General features: G+C 64.5%; 17 protein-coding genes and 1 pseudogene. 12 read left to right on the top strand and 6 right to left on the bottom strand.

The annotated features are described in order from the left end of the window. Positions 1-232: 232 nt before the first annotated feature. Genes BRA471DRAFT_RS03200 through BRA471DRAFT_RS03190 form a run of 3 tightly spaced genes read left to right on the top strand, consistent with a single transcriptional unit; the run spans position 233 to position 3309 of the window. Positions 233-1297: an acyl-CoA dehydrogenase family protein gene (locus BRA471DRAFT_RS03200; RefSeq protein ID WP_007604626.1), complete on the top strand. Its 1065-nt coding sequence runs from the start codon at positions 233-235 to the stop codon at positions 1295-1297. 17 nt (positions 1298-1314) lie between these two features. Then, a complete protein-coding gene (locus tag BRA471DRAFT_RS03195) occupies positions 1315-2475 on the top strand; it encodes an acyl-CoA dehydrogenase family protein (RefSeq protein WP_007604624.1) in 1161 nt (386 codons plus the stop codon). Positions 2476-2490: 15 nt separating this feature from the next. Next, positions 2491-3309 carry an enoyl-CoA hydratase/isomerase family protein gene (locus tag BRA471DRAFT_RS03190; protein WP_007604623.1) on the top strand — a complete coding sequence of 273 codons (819 nt, stop codon included), beginning with the start codon at positions 2491-2493 and terminating at the stop codon, positions 3307-3309. Between the two features lie 207 nt (positions 3310-3516). Here BRA471DRAFT_RS03190 and BRA471DRAFT_RS03185 read toward each other — a convergent pair. The 5 genes and pseudogenes from BRA471DRAFT_RS03185 to BRA471DRAFT_RS03165 form a co-directional block, all read right to left on the bottom strand. Continuing rightward, positions 3517-5630 (bottom strand): annotated as a pseudogene (locus BRA471DRAFT_RS03185) (acetate--CoA ligase family protein). A gap of 190 nt (positions 5631-5820) precedes the next feature. Continuing rightward, the gene (locus BRA471DRAFT_RS03180; protein ID WP_007604619.1) at positions 5821-6570 is read right to left on the bottom strand and encodes a hypothetical protein; all 750 of its coding nucleotides are present in this window, start codon (positions 6568-6570) and stop codon (positions 5821-5823) included. Between the two features lie 2 nt (positions 6571-6572). Then, positions 6573-7364, bottom strand: a complete 792-nt coding sequence (locus tag BRA471DRAFT_RS03175; RefSeq protein ID WP_007604618.1) for an enoyl-CoA hydratase — start codon at positions 7362-7364, stop codon at positions 6573-6575. 124 nt (positions 7365-7488) lie between these two features. Further along, positions 7489-8694, bottom strand: a complete 1206-nt coding sequence (locus BRA471DRAFT_RS03170; protein ID WP_007604617.1) for an ABC transporter substrate-binding protein — start codon at positions 8692-8694, stop codon at positions 7489-7491. 229 nt (positions 8695-8923) lie between these two features. Beyond that, positions 8924-10195, bottom strand: a complete 1272-nt coding sequence (locus tag BRA471DRAFT_RS03165) for an IS110 family transposase (RefSeq protein ID WP_007604171.1) — start codon at positions 10193-10195, stop codon at positions 8924-8926. Positions 10196-10456: 261 nt separating this feature from the next. On the opposite strand from BRA471DRAFT_RS03165, the gene BRA471DRAFT_RS03160 reads away from it, so the two are divergent. Both BRA471DRAFT_RS03160 and BRA471DRAFT_RS03155 read left to right on the top strand, forming a co-directional pair. After that, positions 10457-11302: a thermonuclease family protein gene (locus BRA471DRAFT_RS03160; RefSeq protein ID WP_007604616.1), complete on the top strand. Its 846-nt coding sequence runs from the start codon at positions 10457-10459 to the stop codon at positions 11300-11302. Positions 11303-11436: 134 nt separating this feature from the next. Then, on the top strand, positions 11437-12828 hold the full coding sequence (locus BRA471DRAFT_RS03155; RefSeq protein ID WP_018452960.1) for a M48 family metalloprotease: 1392 nt from the start codon (positions 11437-11439) through the stop codon (positions 12826-12828). A 217-nt stretch (positions 12829-13045) separates the two neighbouring features. On the opposite strand, the gene BRA471DRAFT_RS03150 is transcribed toward BRA471DRAFT_RS03155, so the two are convergent. Further along, complete coding sequence (locus BRA471DRAFT_RS03150) at positions 13046-14371, bottom strand: MFS transporter (RefSeq protein WP_007604615.1); 1326 nt, start codon at positions 14369-14371, stop codon at positions 13046-13048. Between the two features lie 182 nt (positions 14372-14553). Between BRA471DRAFT_RS03150 and cyoA the strand changes: the two genes are divergently transcribed. Genes cyoA through BRA471DRAFT_RS03115 form a run of 7 tightly spaced genes read left to right on the top strand, consistent with a single transcriptional unit; the run spans position 14554 to position 21475 of the window. Then, positions 14554-15714 (top strand): ubiquinol oxidase subunit II, encoded by a 1161-nt coding sequence (gene cyoA / locus BRA471DRAFT_RS03145; protein ID WP_007604614.1) that lies wholly within the window; start codon positions 14554-14556, stop codon positions 15712-15714. An 11-nt stretch (positions 15715-15725) separates the two neighbouring features. Beyond that, positions 15726-17723, top strand: coding sequence for a cytochrome o ubiquinol oxidase subunit I (gene cyoB, locus BRA471DRAFT_RS03140; protein ID WP_007604613.1), 1998 nt, complete (start codon positions 15726-15728; stop codon positions 17721-17723). After that, positions 17724-18353: a cytochrome o ubiquinol oxidase subunit III gene (gene cyoC / locus BRA471DRAFT_RS03135; RefSeq protein WP_007604612.1), complete on the top strand. Its 630-nt coding sequence runs from the start codon at positions 17724-17726 to the stop codon at positions 18351-18353. After that, on the top strand, positions 18350-18730 hold the full coding sequence (gene cyoD / locus BRA471DRAFT_RS03130; RefSeq protein WP_007604611.1) for a cytochrome o ubiquinol oxidase subunit IV: 381 nt from the start codon (positions 18350-18352) through the stop codon (positions 18728-18730). Before cyoC ends, cyoD begins: the two co-directional genes overlap by 4 nt. 13 nt (positions 18731-18743) lie before the next feature. After that, a complete protein-coding gene (locus BRA471DRAFT_RS03125; RefSeq protein WP_007604610.1) occupies positions 18744-19619 on the top strand; it encodes an SURF1 family protein in 876 nt (291 codons plus the stop codon). After that, positions 19576-20952 carry an ATP-binding protein gene (locus BRA471DRAFT_RS03120; RefSeq protein WP_007604609.1) on the top strand — a complete coding sequence of 459 codons (1377 nt, stop codon included), beginning with the start codon at positions 19576-19578 and terminating at the stop codon, positions 20950-20952. The genes BRA471DRAFT_RS03125 and BRA471DRAFT_RS03120 overlap by 44 nt, the downstream gene beginning before the upstream one ends. Then, entirely contained in the window at positions 20942-21475 is a 534-nt protein-coding gene (locus tag BRA471DRAFT_RS03115; protein ID WP_007599266.1) for a response regulator transcription factor, read from the top strand. Before BRA471DRAFT_RS03120 ends, BRA471DRAFT_RS03115 begins: the two co-directional genes overlap by 11 nt. The last annotated feature ends 15 nt before the right edge of the window (positions 21476-21490 follow it).

The following is a 21490-nucleotide window of genomic DNA, read 5'->3' as shown; positions in this document are numbered from 1 at the left end:
GATTTCCTTCCCCTGATTGACTATCGACGTTCTGTTTAGCGAGTTTGCGGCGCCCTGCAAATCGAGCAAACTCCGCTAAGCGGAATTAACGTGTCGCCCATGCCCGCGCCGCAGGTTGACCTGCGATCAGCGCTTGTCAGGGCCATGGCTTTTTCGGATCATCGGGCGCAAGAAGAACCTGCGCGCCCACCCCACGGGTCGGATGCGCCAATGGCAAAACACGGGGAACGCTGTGGCGGAGAGTGACAATATCGTCGTCGAGACCGCGGAGAAAATCTTCGCCGATCTCGCCGATCCGCAGACCGTCAACAACGACAAGAAGGATTCGTGGCAGGCACCACTGTGGCAGGCGCTGAGCGAGGCCGGCCTGCCGTTGGCCTGGGTGCCGGACGATCTCGGCGGCTCCGGCGCGAGCCTTGCCGACGGCTTTGCGCTGCTGAACGCAGCCGGCCGTTTCGCAGTCGCGGTTCCCCTGGCCGAGACCATGCTGTCGGGCTGGCTGCTGGCGCAGGCGAAGATCGCATCCCCCGAGGGCGAGATGACGGTGCTGCCGGCGTCGCCCAAGGATCGTATCACCCTCGATGCCGACGGTGCGCTCTCCGGCCGCGCCCGCGGCGTGCCCTTCGCAAAGGCGGCAAAGCACTTCGCGGTGCTGGTCCACGGCAAGGACGGCGCTTCGATTGCACTGGTCGATGCGAGCAAGGGTCGGATCGAGACCGGACTCAATGTCGGCTACGACCACAGCGACACCGTCACGCTCGACAAGGTGCAGCCCGTCACCATCAAGCCCGCCCCGAACGGCTTTGACCAGACCACAATGATGCTGATGGGCGGCGTCGCGCGCAGCCTTCAGATCGCGGGGGCGCTGGAATCGATGCTCGACATCTCCGTGCGCTACTCCAACGAGCGCGTCGCCTTCGAGAAGAAGATCTCCAAATTCCAGGCGGTACAGCACAACCTCGCCCGCCTCGCCGGCGAGTCGGCCGCTGCGCTTGCGGCTGCCACTTCCGCGGCCGACGCCATCGCCAACGCAAAGTCGTTCGACGACGCGGTCTACCTCGAAGCCGCCTCGGCAAAAATCCGCTGCGCGGAAGCTGCGGAAAAGGGCGGCGCTATCGCGCATCAGGTCCATGGCGCGATCGGCTTCACCCTGGAGCACATCCTGCACCGCTACTCGCTGCGGGCATTGGCCTGGCGCGATGATTTCGGTTCGGAAAGCCACTGGGCCGTCGAGCTCGGCAAGCTAATCGCAAACCGCGGCGCCGACGAATTGTGGCCGCTCGTGGCTTCGCGCTGATCAGGGACGAGACAACAATGACCGCTGCCCTCCGTTTCGATCCGATCCGCCTGCCCGAGAAGTGCGAGCAATTGCGCAAGGAGGTTCGCGCCTTCCTCGCTGAAGAGATCGCCGCCGGCACCTTCGATCCGCACAAGCCCAACCGCGAAGACACCGACGCGCCGGAATTTTCCCGCAGGGTCGGCGCCAAGGGCTGGCTCGGCATGACCTGGCCGAAGAAGTATGGCGGCCAGGAGCGCTCGTTTCTCGAACGCTACGTGGTGACCGAGGAGATGCGCGTCGCCAACGCGCCGACGCGGCGGTTCTTCGTCGCCGACCGCCAGAGCGGGCCGGTGCTGATCAAGTACGCGCCCGAGCACATCAAGATGGACATCCTGCCGCGCATTTGCCGCGGCGAGATCTGCTTTGCGATCGGCATGAGCGAACCGAACTCCGGCTCGGACCTGTTCGCCGCGAAGACGCGCGCGACCAAGACCGACGGCGGCTATCTCATCAACGGCACCAAGATCTGGACCTCGTCGGCCCACATCGCCGACTACATGATCGCGATCTTCCGGACCTCGCAGCCGACCAAGGAGAACCGCCGTCACGGCCTGACGCAGTTCCTGGTCAAGATGAAGCAGCCGGGAATCCAGGTGAACCCGATCGGCCAGATCACCGGCCAGTACGAGTTCAACGAGGTCGTCTTCACCGACTTCTTCGTGCCCGACGATCATGTGCTCGGTGAAGTCGATGGCGCCTGGAAGCAGGCGACCAGCGAGCTCGCTTATGAGCGTTCGGGCCCCGAGCGTTTCCTGGAGACCTATTACGTGCTGACCGAGCTGGTTCGCGCGGTCGGCCCAAACCCGGACACGCGCAGCGCCGAAGGCATCGGCCGGCTGGTGGCACAGCTCCACACCATGCGGCGCATGTCGGTCTCGGTCGCAGGCATGCTGCAGGCCGGCAAGGAGCCCGTCGTCGAAGCGTCCATCGTCAAGGACATCGGCACGGTGTGGGAGCAGCAGCTTCCGCACCGCGTGCGCGATCTCGCCGCTTTCCTCGAGGAGACCGCGACCAACCGCGAGACGCTGGAGCGGCAGCTCGACTTCGCCATCAAGACCGCGCCGAAACTCACCATCCAGGGCGGTACCACCGAGGTGCTGCGCGGCATCATCGCCCGCGGGCTTGGCTTGCGCTAATCATTCGAGGACATCATGAGCACTTACAAAGATATCGGCGTCGAGAAAGTTGGTCACGTCGGCACCATCGAAATCCGCCGCCCGCCGCTCAACTTCTTCGACATATCGCTGATCAACCAGATCGCGGACGCGCTCGACGAGTTCGATCGCGACATCGAGATTCGCGCCTCGGTGCTGTCGGCGCAAGGCAAGGCGTTTTGCGCCGGCGCCAATTTCCAGGACCCGGCACGGCAGGCCCAAGAGGCGCGCGAAGCCGACAAGACGGCCAAGGGCGATCCGGCCGACAGCCTCGGGGCGATCAACCATCTCTACATCCAGGCCGTGCGCATCTTCCGCGCCAAGAAGCCGATCGTCGCAGCCGTGCAGGGCGCCGCCATCGGAGGCGGATTGGGCCTCGCGGTCTCGGCGGACTTCCGGGTCACCTGCCCCGAAGCGCGCTTCTCCGCGAACTTTACCAAGCTCGGCTTCCATCCCGGCTTCGGCCTGACCGTGACGCTGCCCGAGCTGATCGGCAAGAACAACGCCGAGCTGATGTTCTACACCAGCCGCCGCGTCACCGGCGAAGAGGCCTTCAAATGGGGCCTCGCCAACGAACTGGTGCCGCAGGATCAGGTCAAGGCAGCGGCACTGAAGCTCGCCGGCGAGATCGCCGAATGCTCCCCGCTCGGCCTCGTCTCCACCCGCGCCACGATGCGCGCTGGCCTCGCCGACCGCGTGATGGCCGCGACCAATCACGAGCTCGAGCAGCAGACCCGCTTGCGCGCGACGGAAGACTTCAAGGAAGGCGTGAAGGCCACCGAAGAGCGGCGCGTGGCGAATTTCAGGGGGCGGTAGCCGCCGCCTTACGCGTCGCATCGGGGCGACGTGGCCAGACACTCCATGGTCGTCCTGGCGAAAGCCAGGACCCATTACCCCAGGGAGAAGTTGTGGCGCGAAGCTGGTAACCACGAGTCTTCGCCAAACCACTCCCTGTGGTTATGGGTCCTGGATCCGCGCTCGTTCCGCTCGCTTGTCCAGGACGACAGCGGTATTTGTGGTGCACTACTTCCGCCCCACCACCAGCGCGTCCACGATCGTCACGCCCTGCCCTTCCGCGTGCACCAGCACCGGGTTGAGCTCGATCTCCGCGATCTCCTCTGCATGTTGCGCGGCAAGCAGGGAGATGTCGGCGATCAACTGCGACAGTGCCGCAACATCCGCGATTGCTGCCCCGCGAAATCCGCTCAGCAGCGGCGCGGCTTTCAAGCGCGCCAGCACGCGGCGGCTTCTTCTGCGCCGACCGGCGCCGGGCGGTAGACGACGTCGCGGAACAACTCGGTCGTGATGCCGCCAAGGCCCACCATCACCATCGGACCGAACGTCTTGTCCGTCATGGTGCCGATGATGATCTCGACACCCTGCTTCGCCATCGGGCAGACCAGCACGCCCTGAATGGCCGCCTCAGGCCTGTGCTTGCGCGCATTGTTGAGCAGCGCCTCGAACACCAGAAACACCTCGCCCTTTGTGGTGATGTTGACGCGCACACCGCCGACCTCGCTCTTGTGCGCAATGTCCGGCGACTGGATCTTCAGCACCAGCGGAAAGCCGACGCGGGCGACGGCATCATCGAGCTCACCCTTGTCCTTCACCAGCACTTCGTCCGGCAGCGCGATGCCGGCGGTGCGGAGCAATGCTTTGCTGTCTGCCTCGGACAGAACCGGCGAGGTCAGATGGACGGAGAGATCGCGCGCCGGCGGCCGCGCTTGGTCCGTCGGCTTCGGCAGCTCGAAACGGGCGTAATCGACGAGTTGCCGCATCGCGACGCCGACATGGGTGAGGCCCGAGAGCACCACGACGCCGGATTTGGCAAGCTCGCGGCGCGAGAAATCGGACGGCACCGTGTAGGAATAGAACACCACCGGCTTGTGCTGCGCGGCCAGCACCGGCGTCAGCTCGGCTTCCTTGAAGGGCTTGCGGACCTCGCTCGACAGCGATAGCACGACCAGGACCGCGTCGATCTCGTCGGACGCGGTGAGCACATCGACGCTCTTTTGCAAGCCGCCCGACGTCACGCCTTGCGCGGTGACGTCGATTGGATTGCGCGCAGTGCCGTAGGACGGCATCAGCGTATTGATCTGGGCCTGGACTTTTTCGGAGAGCTCCGGCACCTGTAAGCCTTGCAGCGCGACGGCATCGGCGCCCCAGATGCCGGCACCGCCGGAGACGGTGACCACGGCGACGCGATCGCCCTTCGGCAACGGATTGCTCGCAAGCACGGCTGCGATCGTCAGTGCCTCGTCGAGATCGTTGGAGACGATGAAGCCATATTTGGCAAACACCGCGTCGTAGGCCGCCGACCATCCGGCCATGCTTGCGGTGTGCGAGGCGGCAGCGCGCATCCCGGCGCCGGAGCGGCCGACCTTTGTCACGATGACAGGCTTTTTCAGCTCGGCCGCACGCCGTGCTGCCGCGAGAAACTTGTCGACGTCGCGAATGCCTTCGATGAACAGCAGGATCACGTCCGTGGAAGCGTCCTGCACCATGTAGTCCAGGAATTCGCCGGCCCCGAGATCGGATTCATTGCCGGCACTGACGACATAGCTCACGGCAATGCCGAGCGCGCTGGCGCGGTGATAATACGCAAAGCCGATGCCGCCGCTCTGCGCGACGATGCCGATCCGCCTCGTCGTGGCGACCAGCGGCACCACGCCCGGCTTGACGTCCACGGCGGGACTGAACGTCGCCGCCACGCGCTGCGTCTGGCTGAAAAAGCCCTCGGCGTTCGGACCTGAAATCCGCATGCCGGTCCGCCTCGCCAGCGCCGCGATCGCGTCCTGCATCGCCGCGCTCTCCCCGCCCTCCTCGGCGAAGCCGGAGGAGATGATGACGGCGTTCTTCACGCGGACGGCGGCGCATTGTTCGAGCGCGGCAAGCACCGCGCGGGCGGGAATGAGGATGATTGCGAGATCGATCGGCGCGCTGATGTCGGCGATCGATTTGTAGCAAATGAGCCCGTCGATCTCGGCGTAGTTCGGGTTCACCGGATAGATTTTTCCGGGATACTCGTTCTTGCGCAACATCGACAGCAGCCGGCCCGGGATTTTCTCGTGATCGCGCGAGGCGCCGATCAGCGCGATGCTGGCGGGCGCGAAGAAGCTGTCGAGCGGATGCGGCATGGAGTGATCCCCTTCTTATTCTTCGTGCACTCGCCGTATACTTTCAGACCGTCATCCTGAGGTGCGAGCCGCGCGGTGCATAGCACCGTGCGGGGAGCCTCGAAGGATGAGCGGCCCCGCCGGTGGCCGTCGCCCTTCGAGGCTCGCCGAAGAGGCGAGCACCTCAGGGTGATGGATCACTACCAAGCACTCAACTGACGCGGAACGTCACGCCACCGAGCAAGAACTCGTTGCCCGCCACGGCATGTCCCTTCGCCCTCGCGGCATGCAGCACACCGGCAACATCCGCGACCCGAAACTCCAGCGCGCTCATGATTTCGCTGGCGCCCTTCAAGAAACGGAAGGTCGCGTTGGGAAGCTTCAGTTCAGCATCGCCGCTCGGCGCAACGCCGATGAGCTTGCCCCAATGCTCGGCCAGCCCTTGCGGACCCGGGCTCTGCATCTCCACGCTCGTCAACGCCTGTGTCACGTCCTTGCGGATGAATTCTTGCCAGTCGGGGCCGGCCGGTGGATACGGCCCCAAAATGTCGTCGCTGCCGTCGGTGTGGTTGAACTCGATGAAGGCGGCGCGGCAGTCGCGGGGATGGAGCTGCACGCCGTGATAGGGCGCGTGGTCGATGACGTTGGCGGTGCGCACACCAAGCGCGTTGGCGTTACGACCGCGCTCGTCGGGATCGTTGCAGCAGAAGATCGCCATGTAGCCGCCGCGCCCGCCGCTCTTCTCGATGAAGCGACCGGCGGTGGTGCCGTCCTTGAACGGCGCGACCACCTCCAGCAGGATAGTGTCGACCGGCAGCAGCGCGTTCTCCAGGCCGTACTTCGCGACATTGCCGTCGCGGTAACAGACAGCGAGGCCCATGATGTCTGCGATGTCCGCGATCACGGGCGCGAGCTGCGGCGCGACCAGGCAGATCTGCCGCAACCGCATGTAGGCTGCCATCGTCATGCGCCCTTAAAGGTCGGCTTGCGCTTCTCGACGAACGCCTTTGCAGCCTCCTTGTGATCCTCGGTATCGCTGCAGCGGGTGTGGTGGATCGCCTCGCCGTCGAAGCAATCCTCCAGCGCAAGATGCTCGGCATTGTTGATGTTGCGCTTGATGAAGCCGAGCGCGATCGACGGGCCCTGCGCCAACGACATCGCGAGCTCGTGCGCGGCCGTGTCGATCTCGGCGTCGGGGACGACCTTCGTCACCATGCCGATCGCATGCGCTTCCTTCGCGGAAAGCACCGGCGAGGTCAGATAGAGCTCGAGCGCCCGCGCGCTGCCGAGCAGCTGGGTGAGAAAATAGGTGCCGCCGTAATCGCCGGAGAAGCCGACTTTTGCGAAGGCGGTGGTGATCTTGCAGGATTCGGAGGCGACGCGGAGGTCACACGACAGCGCCATCGACAGACCCGCGCCGGCCGCCGCGCCGTCGAGCTGCGCCACCACGGGTTTTGGCATCTGGTGCAGGATGCGCGACACCTCCATGCCGCGGCGCAGGTTCGCCATCTTCACTTCGAACGGCAGCGGCGCCCGGCCCTCCGCCATCGACTTGACGTCGCCGCCGACGCAGAAGCTGCCGCCCGCGCCTTTGAACAGCACCGCGCGCACCTCCGGATCATCCGCCGCGCGCCGTGCCGCCACGACCAGCCCGGCGACCATATCCGGATTGAGCGCGTTCTTCCGCTCAGGCCGGTTCATGGTGATGGTGAGCAGCCCGCCTTCGAGCTTCTGCAGGACCATGTCGTTGCTCATGGGGCGTCTCCTTGTTGTTGTTTGTATCTCCGTCCTTCCGGGGCTCGCGAAGCGAGAACCCGGAACCTCGAGATCCCGGGTTCGCTTCGCGCCCCGGGATGACGCCGTGACTTACGTCACGCCGTCACTTCTTCACCAGCGGACAGCGCGACTGCTCCAGTGACTGAAAAGCCTCGCTGCCGGGCACGGTGGCGAGCAGCTTGTAATCGTCCCAGCGGCCTTTGGATTCCGACGGCTTCTTGACCTCGAACAGGTACATGTCGTGCAACATGCGGCCGTCCTCGCGGATCTTGCCGTTCTTGGCGAAGAAGTCGTTGATCGGCGTCTCCTTCATCACTTTCATCACCGTCGCAGCGTCGGTCGTGCCGGCCGCCTTCACCGCTTTCAGATAGTGAGTCACGGAAGAATAGACACCGGCTTGCGCCGAGGTCGGCGGCCGCTTCATGCGCTCCTGAAAGCGCTTCGAGAACGCGCGGGTGTCGTCGTTGAGATCCCAGTAGAAGGCTTCCGCCAGCAACAGGCCCTGCGCGGTCTCGAGTCCGATGGAGTCGATGTCGGTCACGAAGGCGAGCAGCGGCGAGACCTTCTGGCCGCCCTTGGTGATGCCGAACTCGGCCGCCTGCTTGATGGCGTTGACGGTGTCGCCGCCGGCGTTCGCGAGCCCGATCACCTTTGCTTTCGAGGCCTGGGCCTGGAGCAGGAACGACGAGAAATCCGACGTGTTGAGCGGATGGCGCACGCTGCCGAGCACCTTGCCGCCGGTCTTGGTCACGACGGCGCTGGTGTCCTTCTCCAGATCCTGGCCGAAGGCGTAGTCGGCAGTGAGAAAGAACCAGGTGTCGAGGCCCGACTTCACGGCCGCAAGGCCGGTCACATTGGCCTGGCCGTAGGTGTCGAACACATAGTGAATGGTATAGGGGCCGCAGGCCTCGTTGGAGAGGCGGATCGAGCCCGGGCCGTTGAACATGATGATCTTGTTGCGCGCTTTCGCAATCTCGCCGGCGGCGAGCGCGGTCGCGGAAGCCGCGACGTCGTAGATCATTTCGACGCCCTGATTGTCGAGCATGTCACGGGCGATGTTGGCGGAGAGATCGGCCTTGTTCTGGTGGTCGGCAGCCAGAACCTGGATCTTGCGGCCGAGCACCTCACCGCCAAAGTCCTCCACGGCCATCTTGGCCGCGGTCTCGCTGCCGGGGCCGGTGATGTCGGCATACAGGCTCGACATGTCGAGGATGCCGCCGATCTTCAGTGGCGGCTTGTCCTGGGCCTGCACGGCGCTTGCACTCAGCGCCAACGCAGCAGCAAAAATGCCCGACAAAACATGCTTCATGGAAAAAGACCTCCCTTATCGCGCCGTACTCTGATGGCGGCTTGGTTATTGCTCTTGGTTAAAGCTGTTGCCGCAATCATGCCGCATGCACAAGAGCGCATCAAGCGAAGCTGCGCTACGAGAACAGGATTGGTGCGCATGTTTTCCGCAAAGCGGAATGGCGAAGTACGGACAACTGCTTCCACGCGTCGCTACGCTGCGCTAGGAAGAAACGGTTAGGTGTTTGGCGTCAGGCTGCCTCCGCCGTGGGCTGGAGTTGGACAGTGAAGCCGAGCTTCTTGAGGCGCGCGACGAGGCGGTTTGCTTGGACCTCCATGGGCCGGCGATCGAAGTAGGCGGCACCGAGATCGCGGTGCTCGGTGCCGTCTTTGAGTATGTGGTAGATAGCGGTGAGGATCGAAGCGGCGACAGCACAGATGGCTTTTTGCGGCCCGCGCTTGGCCTGCAATCGGAAGAACTGAGTTCGGTAATAGCTGTTTTTGCTACGCTTGGCGGCCCAAGCACATTGGACGAGCATGGTCTTGAGCCACGGTGCCCCCTTGCGCAGGCGCGAGGATTTGCGCTTGCCGGCGCTCTCGTTTTGCCCGGGGCACAGGCCGGTCCAGGCGACGAGATGGCCAGCAGTCCGGAAGCGGCTCATGTCAGCGCCGATCTCGGACAAAATTGCCGGCGCTGCGACCGCGCTGACGCCGGGGACCGTGGTCAGCAACCCGATCAGGTGGCGAAAGGGGATCTTGCGACCGTCCGCCTCCGCTTCCATACGTTCGATCCGCTCGGCGATTTCGGCATCAAGCCGGCGAATCGTCTCATCCAGAACATCCCATTGCTGCAGATGAAGCGCGAGTAGAAAGCGATGGTGATCCGTCAGGCGGCCGTGCAACGCATCGTAAAGCTCCTTCGGCGACGCCTTGATCTGCTTGCCGGCAAGCTCGGCCAGCTTGTTCGGCTGCCGCTCGCCGTTGATCATCGCCTGGATGATCCGCCGGCCGCTCGCGCCCATGATGTCGGAGATGACCGAGCCGAGCTTGATGTTGGCTTCTGCCAGCGTCTTGTCGATCCGCTGAACGTGCCGCGTCTGTTCGCGCACCAGTTGCTTGCGTGTTCGCGTCAGGGCACGCAGCTCCTGCACCCGCTCTTCCGGAATGAAGCTGCCCTTGATCAGCCCGCAGGCCAACAGGTCGGCGATCCACATCGCATCGTTCATGTCGGTCTTGCGTCCCGGAACATTCTTGATGTGCGCCGCATTGGCGACGATCAGTTCAAAAGCGCCTTCGCCCAGAATCCGGAACACCGGCATCCAGTAGACGCCCGTCGCCTCCATCGCCACATGCGTGCACCGGCTTTCCTCCAGCCATCGTCGCAGCTCTGCAAGCTGCTCAGTCGTGGCCGCAAAGGTCCGGCACTCTCGCTGCGCCTTCCCCTCGACCATGATCCGCAGGCAGGCCACAACTGTGTCCTTATGCACATCCAGGCCCGCCACCCGCTCGTACAGAATATCCATGCTCCTCTCCTCAACAGTTCGCGCCGGCGGCATAGGGCGCCTGTCAAAAAAGAATGCTAGGAAGCGTGCTCTAGGGCCATACTGCCCCTCCGCGCCAGTGTGGGTCATCCAGGCAACCCGGGTCCAACTCGCAACCGGGCTCTCACGCACCAGTGAGCAATCGACCTCTTTGCCGACGGCACCTCAGTTTACCGCTCTTGCCAACCCGCGAAAAGTTTCATCCAGCGCGCGTCAGACCCTCAAGACTGGTCCCAACTCGCAATGACGGAGTGTGGGGAAGCCTCTTCGCGACACGCCGCGCTTGAGTTAAGACGGACGCGCAACGCAACCTCACCGGGCAACGTGACGCAACGGCTTCAGCTGATCGCAATTCTTCTCGTCGCGGGTCAGAGCGCATTCGCGAGCCCGTGCCAGTTCGAGTTCCAGGGCGAAGGCCGCGTCACCGCAATCGAGGCGCGCGGTTTGCGTCTCGACGACGGCCGCGAAATCCGCCTGACCGGCATCGAGCCGACCGCGACGACGAAGCAGGCGCTGACCTCGCTGCTCGTCGGGCACGACGTGATCCTGCGCAGCGCCGACGACACGCCCGACCGCTATGGCCGCCAAGGCGCGCTGGTCTTTGTCGGCGAGAGCGACACCTCCGTGCAGGCAATGCTGCTCGCCCAGGGCGACGCCATCGTCTCCGCCGAGATCGCCGACAAGGACTGCGCGGCCGCCCTGATGGCGTCGGAGGCCGAGGCGAGGCGCCAAAAAAAGGGCAACTGGGCTGACTCGTCGGCCATAAAAAACGCGGAAAGTCCGGACGATATTTTGGCGGGGATCGGGCGTTTTGTGGTGGTCGAGGGCAAAGTCGTGTCGGTCCGGCAAGCTGGGGCAATGACCTACCTCAACTTCGGACGAAACTGGACACGCGGCTTCGCGGTGACTATTTCAAAGCGCATGGTACCCGCGTTCGAAAGCGCAGGGATCGCCCTTAAGTCTCTGGAAAATAAACGTATTCGTGTCCGGGGCTGGACTGAGGGGAATACGGGGCCGCGTATCGATATACGCCTCGTGGGACAAATCGAGTTGCTGGGCGCAAACGAGCCGACAGGGGTACGGCCCTAAAAGGGGCCAGGCACGGGTTAAGCGACGTGAATGGGGTGCTAGGACGGCACGGACAAGGTGAACGCCGCCGCCTGCGGGTAGCGCCGGCTGCGCTATGCCTCGTGCTGGGTTCAGCCCTTTCCGGCTGCGGCGATATGGGCCGGTTCCAGACTGCGGCGGCCCCGCCGACCGTCGCAATGCCCAAGCCGAAGCCGGCCGTGGCGCAGACCCCCGCCACCGAGAAGGAGCACGAGCGCATCCTGGCAAGCTATGGCGGCACCTATGACGACCCCAGGCTCGAATCGCTGGTCACCAAGACCGTCGACCGGTTGGTCGCGGCGTCCGACCGCCCCGACCAGGGTTACAGGGTCACGATCCTCAATTCCGGCGCGGTGAACGCCTTCGCGCTGCCGAACGGCCAGCTCTATGTCACGCGCGGCCTGCTTGCGCTGGCGAGCGACACGTCGGAATTGTCCTCCGTACTCAGCCACGAGATGGCGCATGTGCTGTCCAAGCACGCCGCGATGCGCGAGGACCAGGCCCGCCAGGCCGCGATCGTCACCCGCGTCGTCACCGACATGAGCAACGATCCCGATCTCACCGCGCTCGCGCTCGCCAAGACCAAGCTGACCATGGCGAGCTTTTCGCGCAATCAGGAGTTCGAGGCCGACGGTGTCGGTGTCGGCATCTCCGCCAAGGCCCATTTCGACCCTTATGGTGCCGCACGCTTTCTCTCGGCGATGGAGCGCAATGCCGAACTGAAGGTCGGCAAGACCTCGCTCGATCCGCGCGCGCAGGATTTCACCTCCTCGCATCCGGCAACGCCCGAGCGCGTGCAGAACGCACAAACCATTGCTCGGCAATACGCAGCGCCAGAGGGCGGCGAGCGCGACCGCGAGACCTATCTCGCCGCGATCGACAACCTCGTTTACGGCGAAGACCCCAGCGAAGGTTTTGTCCGCGGCCGGCGCTTCCTGCATCCGAAGCTCGGCTTCACCTTCCAGGCGCCGGACAATTTTACGCTCGACAATACCGCGCAGGCCGTGATCGGCGTGCGCGACGGCGGCTCGCAGGCGATGCGTTTCGACGTCGTCCGGGTGCCGGCCGAACAGTCGCTCGGCGATTACCTGAATTCCGGCTGGATGGAGGGCGTCGAGAAGGCGTCCACCGAGGACATCACCATCAACGGTTTTCCGGCTGCATCCGCCACCGCCAAGGGCGACCAGTGGCAGTTCAAGGTCTATGCACTGCGCTTCGGCAGCGACGTCTACCGCTTCATCTTCGCGGCACGGCAGAAGTCGACCGAGAGCGAGCGCAATGCCCGCGAGACCGTCGGCTCATTCCGCCGCCTGACGCTCGACGAGATCCAGGCCGCGCGCCCGCTGCGCATCAAGGTCATCACCGTGCAGCCCGGCGACACCGTGGAATCGCTCTCCCACCGCATGGCCGGCGTCGATCATCCGGCCGAGCGTTTTCGCGTGCTCAACGGGCTCGATCGCAACGCGCAGGTGAAGGTGCGCGATCGTGTGAAGGTTGTGGCGGATTGAGGCGCGCTAAGCGCGCGTCATCCCGGGGCGCGCTTAGCGCGAGCCCGGGATCTGGAGCCACAAATTCCGCCGTCGTCCCGGACAAGCGTAAGCGCAGATCCGGGACCCATAACCCCAGGATACTGCAATGGGCACGCTGGTAGCTCCAGCGTGCTTCACAATGAACGGGCGGGGTAATGGGTCCTGGCTTTCGCCAGGACGACAAGGCGGGTGTCCCCTAACCGCCCGCGTCCATATCGCCGGCCTCGCGCTGGCCGCTGAGCCAGAGCGCGAGCAAGGTCCAGAACGCGCCTGACAGCAGGTACGCACCCGAGGCGATGACGCCGAGATTGGTCGCAAGCAAAAGAGCGACGAGCGGTGCAAAGCCGGCGCCGAACAGCCAGGCCATGTCGGAGGTCAGCGCCGAAGCCGTGTAGCGATACGCCTGCTTGAAGTTCGAGGCGATCGCACCCGAGGACTGGCCGAACGACAGGCCGAGCAGGATGAAGCCGATCACCATGTAGATGGTCTCGCCGAACGCGCCGGCATCGAGCAGCTGCGGGGCGAAGCCGCTGTAGATCGCGATCGCGATCGCCGATCCCATCAGCAGCGACTTGCGGCCGACACGGTCGGCGATGACGCCGGAGAGCACGATCGCGCCGACGCCGAACACGGCGGCCACGATCTCGATGATCAGGAAGCGCACCGGGCTTTCGCGGGTGAACAGGAACACCCAGGACAGCGGAAACACCGTGACCATGTGGAACAGCGCGAAGCTTGCCAGCGGCGCGAACGCACCGAGCATGATGTTCTGGCCCTCGCGCGCCACCGTCTCGGAGATGCGCGAGGGCTGCAATTCGCGGGTCTCGAACAGCGAGGCATATTCTTCCGTCGTCACCATGCGCAGGCGCGCGAACAGCGCCACGACGTTGATGGCAAAGGCGACGAAGAACGGATAGCGCCAGCCCCAATCGAAGAAATCGTCGGCCGAGAGATTCCCGGCGAAATAGGCGAACAGCCCGCTCGCCACGATCAGGCCGAGCGGCGCGCCGAGCTGCGGCACCATCGCGTACCAGCCGCGCTTTGAAGGTGGCGCGTTCAGCGCCAGCAGCGAGGCCATCCCGTCCCAGGCGCCGCCCCAGGCCAGACCCTGTGCGATGCGCGCCAGCGCCAGCAGCCAGATCGCGGCAGCGCCGATCTCGTGATAGCCGGGCAGGAACGCGATCGCGACGGTGGCGGTGCCGAGCAGGAACAGCGCCGAGATCAGCTTGGCTGTCTTGCCGTATTCGCGGTCGACCGTCATGAAAATGACGGTGCCGATCGGCCGGGCCATGAAAGCCAGCGCGAAGATCATGAAAGAATAAAGGGTGCCGGTCAGTTCGCTCGTGAACGGGAACACCAGGCGCGGGAAGACGATCACCGAGGCGATCGCGAAGACGAAGAAGTCGAAGAACTCCGAGGTGCGGCCGATGATGACGCCGATGGCGATCTCGCCGGGACTGGCCTGGTCGTGGCCGTGCTCGCCCGAGTGGTCTGCCATTGCGGGGGTCTGTGCCATCGCCATTCGCGCGCCCTTAACGTCCTGAAAACCAAAGCCGACCGCCCGGCGAGGCGCCAGGCAATCTAACCCTGTCTGGCGCAACATCCCGCACTGCAACATTGGACAAATTGTCCAATGTCCGGATTGCTGCGCCGCAGCTACCCCTTGGCCCCGCAAAAGAAACTCATCCTCATAAGGCTCGGCCCGTGTCCCGTTTCAAGATCCTGGCGCTGCTACCCCTGGCGGGTGCGCTCAGCGGCTGCAACTACGTCGTGCTGGCGCCGGCCGGCGATATCGCGGCGCAGCAGCGCGACCTCGTCATCATCTCCACCGTCCTGATGCTCCTGATCGTCGTCCCGGTGATGGCGCTGACGGTGCTGTTCGCCTGGCGCTACCGCCAGTCCAACACCGACGCCCGCTACGAGCCGGAATGGGACCACTCGACCAGCCTCGAACTGGTGATCTGGTCGGCGCCGCTTTTGATCATCGTTTGCCTGGGCGCGCTGACCTGGATGGGCACGCATCTGCTCGACCCCTATCGCACGCTCGGCCGCATCCATGCCGACCGCGCCGTGGACCAGTCCAAGGCCCCGCTCGAGGTCGACGTCGTCGCGCTCGACTGGAAGTGGCTCTTCATCTATCCGGACTACGGCATCGCCACCGTCAACGATCTGGCGGCTCCGGTCGATCGTCCCATCAACTTCCGCATCACGGCGTCCTCGGTGATGAACTCGTTCTATATCCCCGCGCTGGCCGGCCAGATCTACGCAATGCCTGGCATGGAGACCAAGCTCCACGCCGTCGTAAACCACGCCGGCACCTACCGGGGCTTTTCCGCGAACTACAGCGGCGCCGGCTTCTCCGGCATGCACTTCAACTTCCAGGGCCTCGACGACAAGGGCTTTGACGCCTGGATCGCCAGCGCCAAGTCCGGCGGCGGCTCGCTCGGCCGTGCCGAATATCTCCAGCTCGAAAAACCCAGCCAGAACGAGCCGGTGCGGCGCTACGGCACTATCGATTCCGATCTCTACCGCCTGATCCTCAACATGTGCGTCGAGACCGGCAAGATGTGCCAGAGCGAGATGATGGCGATCGACGCCAAGGGCGGCCTCGGCCATGAGGGCCTGAACAACACGCTGCCGCTGGCCTACGACAAGTACGCCCGCCGCGGCACCGCGCTTGGGCCGGAGCCGACCTTCATCGCCGGCACCTGCACGCCCGAGGCGCCGCAGGGCAGGACCACCGCCTCCATCACGGCACCTCTCGACACCGCGCCGCTGCTCGGCGCCGGCCTGAAGCGGCCGACGTTCACGCCGCTGAAGTCCTCGTCCTTCTTCCTCGGACAACGTCCGAAGTCAGACTCGTAAAGAGATCCCGCATGTCTCCTGATCTTCTCAAGCTCATCTTCGGCCGGCTCACCTTCGAATCGCTGCCGCTGCACGAGCCGATCGTCGTCGGCACCTTTGCCGTGGTGGCGACCGGCGGCCTCGTCATGCTCGCCGGCCTGACCTATTTCCGCGTCTGGGGTTATCTCTGGAGCGAGTGGTTCACTAGCGTCGACCACAAGCGCATCGGCATCATGTATATGATCCTCGGCATCGTGATGCTGCTGCGCGGCTTCGCCGACGCGCTGATGATGCGGTTGCAGCAGGCGCTCGCCTTCGGCGGCTCGGAGGGCTATCTCAACTCCCATCACTACGACCAGGTCTTCACCGCCCACGGCGTGATCATGATCTTCTTCGTGGCGATGCCGCTGGTCACCGGCCTGATGAACTTCGTCGTGCCGCTCCAGATCGGTGCGCGCGACGTGTCGTTCCCGTTCCTGAACAATTTCAGCTTCTGGATGACGGTCGGCGGCGCGGTGCTGGTGATGGCCTCGCTGTTCATCGGCGAATTCGCCCGCACCGGCTGGCTGGCTTATCCGCCGCTGTCCAACATCGGCTACAGTCCTGACGTCGGCGTCGACTATTACATATGGGGACTACAGGTCGCGGGCGTCGGAACGACACTGTCCGGCATCAACCTGATCTGCACCATCGTCAAGCTGCGGTGCCCCGGCATGACGATGATGCGGATGCCGGTGTTCACCTGGACCGCCCTCTGCACCAACGTGCTGATCGTCGCTTCCTTCCCGGTTCTGACCGTCGTGCTCGCGCTGCTTTCGCTCGACCGCTACGTCGGGACCAACTTCTTCACGAACGATTTCGGCGGCAGCCCGATGATGTACGTGAACCTGATCTGGATCTGGGGTCATCCCGAGGTCTACATCCTGGTTCTCCCCGCCTTCGGCATCTTTTCGGAAGTGACCTCGACCTTCTCGGGCAAGCGGCTGTTCGGCTACACCTCGATGGTCTACGCCACGGTGGTCATCACCATCCTGTCCTACCTGGTCTGGCTGCACCATTTCTTCACGATGGGGTCGGGCGCCAGCGTCAACTCCTTCTTCGGCATCACCACGATGATCATCTCGATCCCGACGGGCGCGAAGATGTTCAACTGGCTGTTCACGATGTATCGCGGCCGCATCCGCTTCGAGCTGCCGATGATGTGGACGATCGCGTTCATGCTGACCTTCGTGCTGGGCGGCATGACCGGCGTGCTGCTCGCGGTGCCGCCGGCCGACTTCGTCCTGCACAACAGCCTGTTTCTGATCGCGCATTTCCACAACGTGATCATCGGCGGCGTCGTGTTCGGCGCGTTCGCCGGTATCGGCTACTGGTTCCCGAAGGCGTTCGGCTTCAAGCTCGACCCGTTCTGGGGCAAGCTGTCATTCTGGTTCTGGGTCACGGGCTTCTACCTCGCTTTCATGCCGCTCTATGTGCTCGGCCTGATGGGCGTGACCCGCCGCCTCCGCGTGTTCGACGATCCGAGCCTGCAGATCTGGTTCATCGTCGCCGGCATCGGCGCCTTCCTGGTCTTCCTCGGCATCCTCTCGATGCTGATGCAGTTCGCGGTCAGCTTCCTCAGGCGCGAGCAGCTCAAGGACGTCACCGGCGATCCCTGGGATGCGCGCACGCTGGAATGGGCGACCTCCTCGCCGCCGCCGGCCTACAACTTCGCCTTCACCCCCGTCGTCCATGACAATGACGCGTGGTGGGACATGAAGAAGCGCGGCTATCAGCGCCCGCTCACCGGGTTCAAGCCGATCCACATGCCCAGCAGCACCGGCACCGGAATCATCCTCGCCGGCCTTGCCACCGCGATGGGCTTCGGCCTGATCTGGTACATCTGGTGGCTGGCGGCCGCGAGCTTCATCGCGATGCTCGCCGTCGGCATCGGTCACACCTTCAACTATCACCGCGATTTCGACATTCCGGCCGACGACGTCATCCGGGCCGAAGACGCGCGCACCAAACTGCTCGCCGGAGCCAAGTAAATGACTGTCGCTGTCAATCCCACGCAAACCGGCGAGCCGGTGTTCTACCTCGCCGACGAACACCCGCACCCGGAAGGCTACAGCACCTCGCTGGGCTTCTGGATCTATCTGATGAGCGACTGTCTCATCTTCGCGATCCTGTTCGCCACCTTCGGCGTGCTCGGCGGCAACTACGCCGCCGGTCCGGCGCCGAAGGATCTGTTCGAGCTGCCGCTGGTCGCGGTGAACACCTCGATGCTGCTGCTGTCGTCGATCACCTACGGCTTTGCGATGCTGACGATGCAGCAGAACAAGATCGCGCAGACCCAGATGTGGCTGGCGATCACCGGCCTGTTCGGCGCCGCCTTCATCGGCATCGAGCTGTCCGAATTCGCCCACATGATCCATGAAGGCGCGACGCCGCAGCGCAGCGCCTTCCTGTCCGCCTTCTTCACCCTGGTCGGCACCCACGGCCTGCACGTCTCCTGCGGCCTGATCTGGCTGGTGACCCTGATGGTGCAGGTCTGGAAGTTCGGCCTGATCGAGGCCAACCGCCGCCGCCTGATGTGCCTGTCGATGTTCTGGCACTTCCTGGACGTGGTCTGGATCGGCGTCTTCACCTTCGTCTATCTCCTGGGAGTTCTGCGATGAACACCGATACTCACGCCGCCCACGCGGACGATCATCACCATGGCGATGGCCACGCGCACGGCTCGTTCTCGACCTACATGCTCGGCTTCGTGCTCTCGGTCGCGCTCACCGCGATCCCGTTCTGGCTGGTGATGAGCGGCGCGCTTCCGAGCAAGCAGATCACCGCGCTCGTCATCATGGCCTTCGCGGTGGTGCAGATCGTCGTGCACATGATCTACTTCCTGCACATGAACACGACGTCCGAGAACGGCTGGAGCATGATGGCGCTGATCTTCACCATCGTCATGGTGGTGATCGCCCTGTCCGGTTCGCTGTGGGTGATGAACCACCTCAACAGCAACATGATGCCGATCCACCAGATGACCGGGATGAAGTGAGCGAGTCTCTGAAGTGAGCAAGACCCGGACCGTGACGAGCAAGGCAAACGGGGCGCGCGGCGACGCGGCGCGCCCGTCCTTGTGGCTCACGGTCCTCTCGCTCGCGGCCATTGCACTTCTGATCGCGCTCGGCGTCTGGCAGATCGAGCGCCGCGCCTGGAAGCTGGCGCTGATCGATCGCGTCGAGCAGCGCGTTCATGCCCCGGCCCAGCCGATCCCCTCGCCGGCGACATGGCCCATCGTCTCCGCCGCAAACGACGAATACAGGCACGTCAGCGTCACCGGCCGTTTCCTGCATGACCGCGAGACGCTGGTTCAGGCCGTCACCGAAGAAGGCCCGGGCTATTGGGTGCTGACGCCGCTCAGGCGCGACGACGGCACGCTGGTCCTGGTCAACCGCGGCTTCGTGCCGTCCGAGCGGCGCGACGCGTCGACGCGCCGGGACGGCAACCCGCAAGGTCAGGTCGAGATCACCGGCCTGTTGCGCGTGACGGAGCCAAAAGGCGGATTCCTCAGGACTAACGAGCCGGAGCACGATCGCTGGTACTCGCGGGATGTTGCCGCGATTGCGGCGGCACGCGGCCTCGACCGCGTCGCGCCCTTCTTCGTCGATGCCGACGCTGGATCACAATCCGGAAGCGGCCCAATCGGCGGATTGACCGTGATCAGCTTTCCCAATAACCACCTGATCTATGCGGTGACGTGGTTTGCCCTGGCATTCATGCTGGCCGGCAGACTTATCGTCACATTCGGCGGCGGGCTGTTCCGCCGCAGGAAGCCCTGGAGCGGCTTCGTCCACGAAGCGGCCGCCGGCTCCGATGCCGTCGCCCGCAGGACGGGATCAGATGCTGGAACGATCATCGAGTCCACCTGGCGGAAGAACGTATAGCGCCGTCACGCTGCAATCGCAGGCGGACGCGCGCAGCGAGCTGATCGGCGCTGCGCCGACCGACGACGAGACCAACCGCAAGAACATGGCGCTGCTGATCCAGCTGCGCTGGACCGCAGTGGTCGGCCAGATCGTGACTATCGGCGGCGTGCATGTCTGGCTCAGCATTCCCCTGCCCCTCACCCGGATGGGCGCGGTGATCGGCGCCCTGATATTTCTCAACGTCTCCAGTCTGGTCTGGGTGCGCCATCGCGCCGCGATCACCAATAACGAGCTGCTGGTCGCCCTCATGCTGGATGTCGCCGCGCTGACCGCGCAGCTTTACCTCAGCGGCGGCGCCACCAATCCCTTCACCTCGCTGTTCCTGCTCCAGGTGACGCTGGGCGCGGTGCTGCTCGATGGCCGCTCGACCTGGTCGCTGGTCGCGCTGACCTGCGCGAGCTTCGTCTGGCTGACCGTCGCCTACCGGCCGCTCGATCTGCCACCGAACCCGCTGAGCGAGACCTACACGCTCACGGTTGCCGGCATGCTGCTGGGCTTCGTGCTCAACGCCGTGCTGCTGGTGGTGTTCGTCACCCGCATCAACAGGAATTTGCGCGAGCGGGACGCGCATCTGGCGGCGCTGCGCCAGCATGCCGCCGAGCAGGATCATATCGTGCGCATGGGCCTGCTCGCCTCCGGCGCGGCTCACGAGCTCGGCACGCCGCTCGCCTCGCTCTCGGTCATCCTCGGCGACTGGCGCCGCATGCCCGACCTCGCCGCCGATCAGGAGCTGGCCGAGGACCTCGCGGAGATGGAGACCTCTCTGCAACGTTGCAAGTCGATCGTGACAGGCATCCTGGTGTCGGCGGGGGAAGCGCGCGGCGAAGGATCGTCGCCGACGACGGTGGCGGCTTTCGTCACCGCGCTGGTGGAAGAGTGGCGCGACGCGCGCTCGGCGCGCACGCTGTATTTCGTCAACACCTTCGGCGAAGACGTCGCGATCGTCTCGGACGTCGCGCTGAAGCAGGTGATCTTCAACGTGCTCGACAACGCCTACGAGGTCTCGCGCGACTGGGTCGAACTCGTTGCCGGACGCGAGGGCGACAATCTCGTGCTGTCGATCAGCGATCGCGGTCCCGGCTTTGCGCCGGAGATGCTGGCACAAATCGGGAAACCCTATCAGTCGAGCAAGGGGCGCGCCGGCGGCGGGCTCGGCCTGTTCCTAGTGGTGAACGTGGTGCGCAAGTTAGGGGGCAGCGTGACCGCCGAGAACCACAGGAAGCGCGGCGCCACGGTCCGCCTCACGCTACCGCTCGCCACGCTCGCGATCGGAGGCAGCTTTGACGCCTGACCGTTCGCTCATCGTCGTCGAGGACGATGCCGGCTTCGCCCGCACCCTGAAGCGTTCGTTCGAGCGCCGCGACTACGAGGTCGTGCTCGCCGCCTCGATCGAAGACGTGCGGAAAGTTCTGGAGGAGCGATCGTTCGGCTATGCCGTCGTCGACCTCAAGCTCGGCGGCGCCTCGGGGCTGGCCTGCGTCGAGCTCTTGCACACGCACGATCCGGAGATGTTGATCGTGGTGCTGACGGGCTTTGCCAGCATTTCCACCGCGGTCGAGGCCATCAAGCTCGGCGCATGCCACTACCTCGCCAAGCCGTCGAACACCGACGACATCGAGGCCGCCTTCAACAAGGCCGCAGGCAATGCCGAGGTCGCGCTCGACGCCCGGCCGACATCAATCAAAACGCTGGAATGGGAGCGCATCCACCAGACCCTGATCGAGACCGACTTCAACATCTCGGAAGCGGCAAGGCGGCTGGGGATGCACCGGCGCACGCTGGCGAGGAAGCTCGAGAAGCGGCCGGTGAAGTAGGTTGGTCAACTTTGT

The organism is Bradyrhizobium sp. WSM471, from assembly GCF_000244915.1.
Classification (GTDB): Bacteria; Pseudomonadota; Alphaproteobacteria; order Rhizobiales; family Xanthobacteraceae; genus Bradyrhizobium.
Note: the sequence above shows the minus strand (reverse complement) of the source record. Positions and strands in the feature narration are given on the sequence as shown.

Excerpts from the sequence above, each read along its gene's own strand:
- BRA471DRAFT_RS03190 (WP_007604623.1), top strand. The coding sequence starts at position 2,491 with ATGAGCACTTACAAAGATATCGGCGTCGAGAAAGTTGGTCACGTCGGC.
- BRA471DRAFT_RS03155 (WP_018452960.1), top strand. The coding sequence starts at position 11,437 with ATGGGCCGGTTCCAGACTGCGGCGGCCCCGCCGACCGTCGCAATGCCC.
- BRA471DRAFT_RS03175 (WP_007604618.1), bottom strand. The coding sequence starts at position 7,364 with ATGAGCAACGACATGGTCCTGCAGAAGCTCGAAGGCGGGCTGCTCACC.
- BRA471DRAFT_RS03150 (WP_007604615.1), bottom strand. The coding sequence starts at position 14,371 with ATGGCGATGGCACAGACCCCCGCAATGGCAGACCACTCGGGCGAGCAC.
- BRA471DRAFT_RS03165 (WP_007604171.1), bottom strand. The coding sequence starts at position 10,195 with ATGGATATTCTGTACGAGCGGGTGGCGGGCCTGGATGTGCATAAGGAC.
- BRA471DRAFT_RS03195 (WP_007604624.1), top strand. The coding sequence starts at position 1,315 with ATGACCGCTGCCCTCCGTTTCGATCCGATCCGCCTGCCCGAGAAGTGC.
- BRA471DRAFT_RS03160 (WP_007604616.1), top strand. The coding sequence starts at position 10,457 with ATGACGGAGTGTGGGGAAGCCTCTTCGCGACACGCCGCGCTTGAGTTA.
- cyoB (WP_007604613.1), top strand. The coding sequence starts at position 15,726 with ATGTCTCCTGATCTTCTCAAGCTCATCTTCGGCCGGCTCACCTTCGAA.
- cyoD (WP_007604611.1), top strand. The coding sequence starts at position 18,350 with ATGAACACCGATACTCACGCCGCCCACGCGGACGATCATCACCATGGC.
- BRA471DRAFT_RS03120 (WP_007604609.1), top strand. The coding sequence starts at position 19,576 with ATGCTGGAACGATCATCGAGTCCACCTGGCGGAAGAACGTATAGCGCC.
- cyoC (WP_007604612.1), top strand. The coding sequence starts at position 17,724 with ATGACTGTCGCTGTCAATCCCACGCAAACCGGCGAGCCGGTGTTCTAC.
- BRA471DRAFT_RS03180 (WP_007604619.1), bottom strand. The coding sequence starts at position 6,570 with ATGGCAGCCTACATGCGGTTGCGGCAGATCTGCCTGGTCGCGCCGCAG.
- BRA471DRAFT_RS03170 (WP_007604617.1), bottom strand. The coding sequence starts at position 8,694 with ATGAAGCATGTTTTGTCGGGCATTTTTGCTGCTGCGTTGGCGCTGAGT.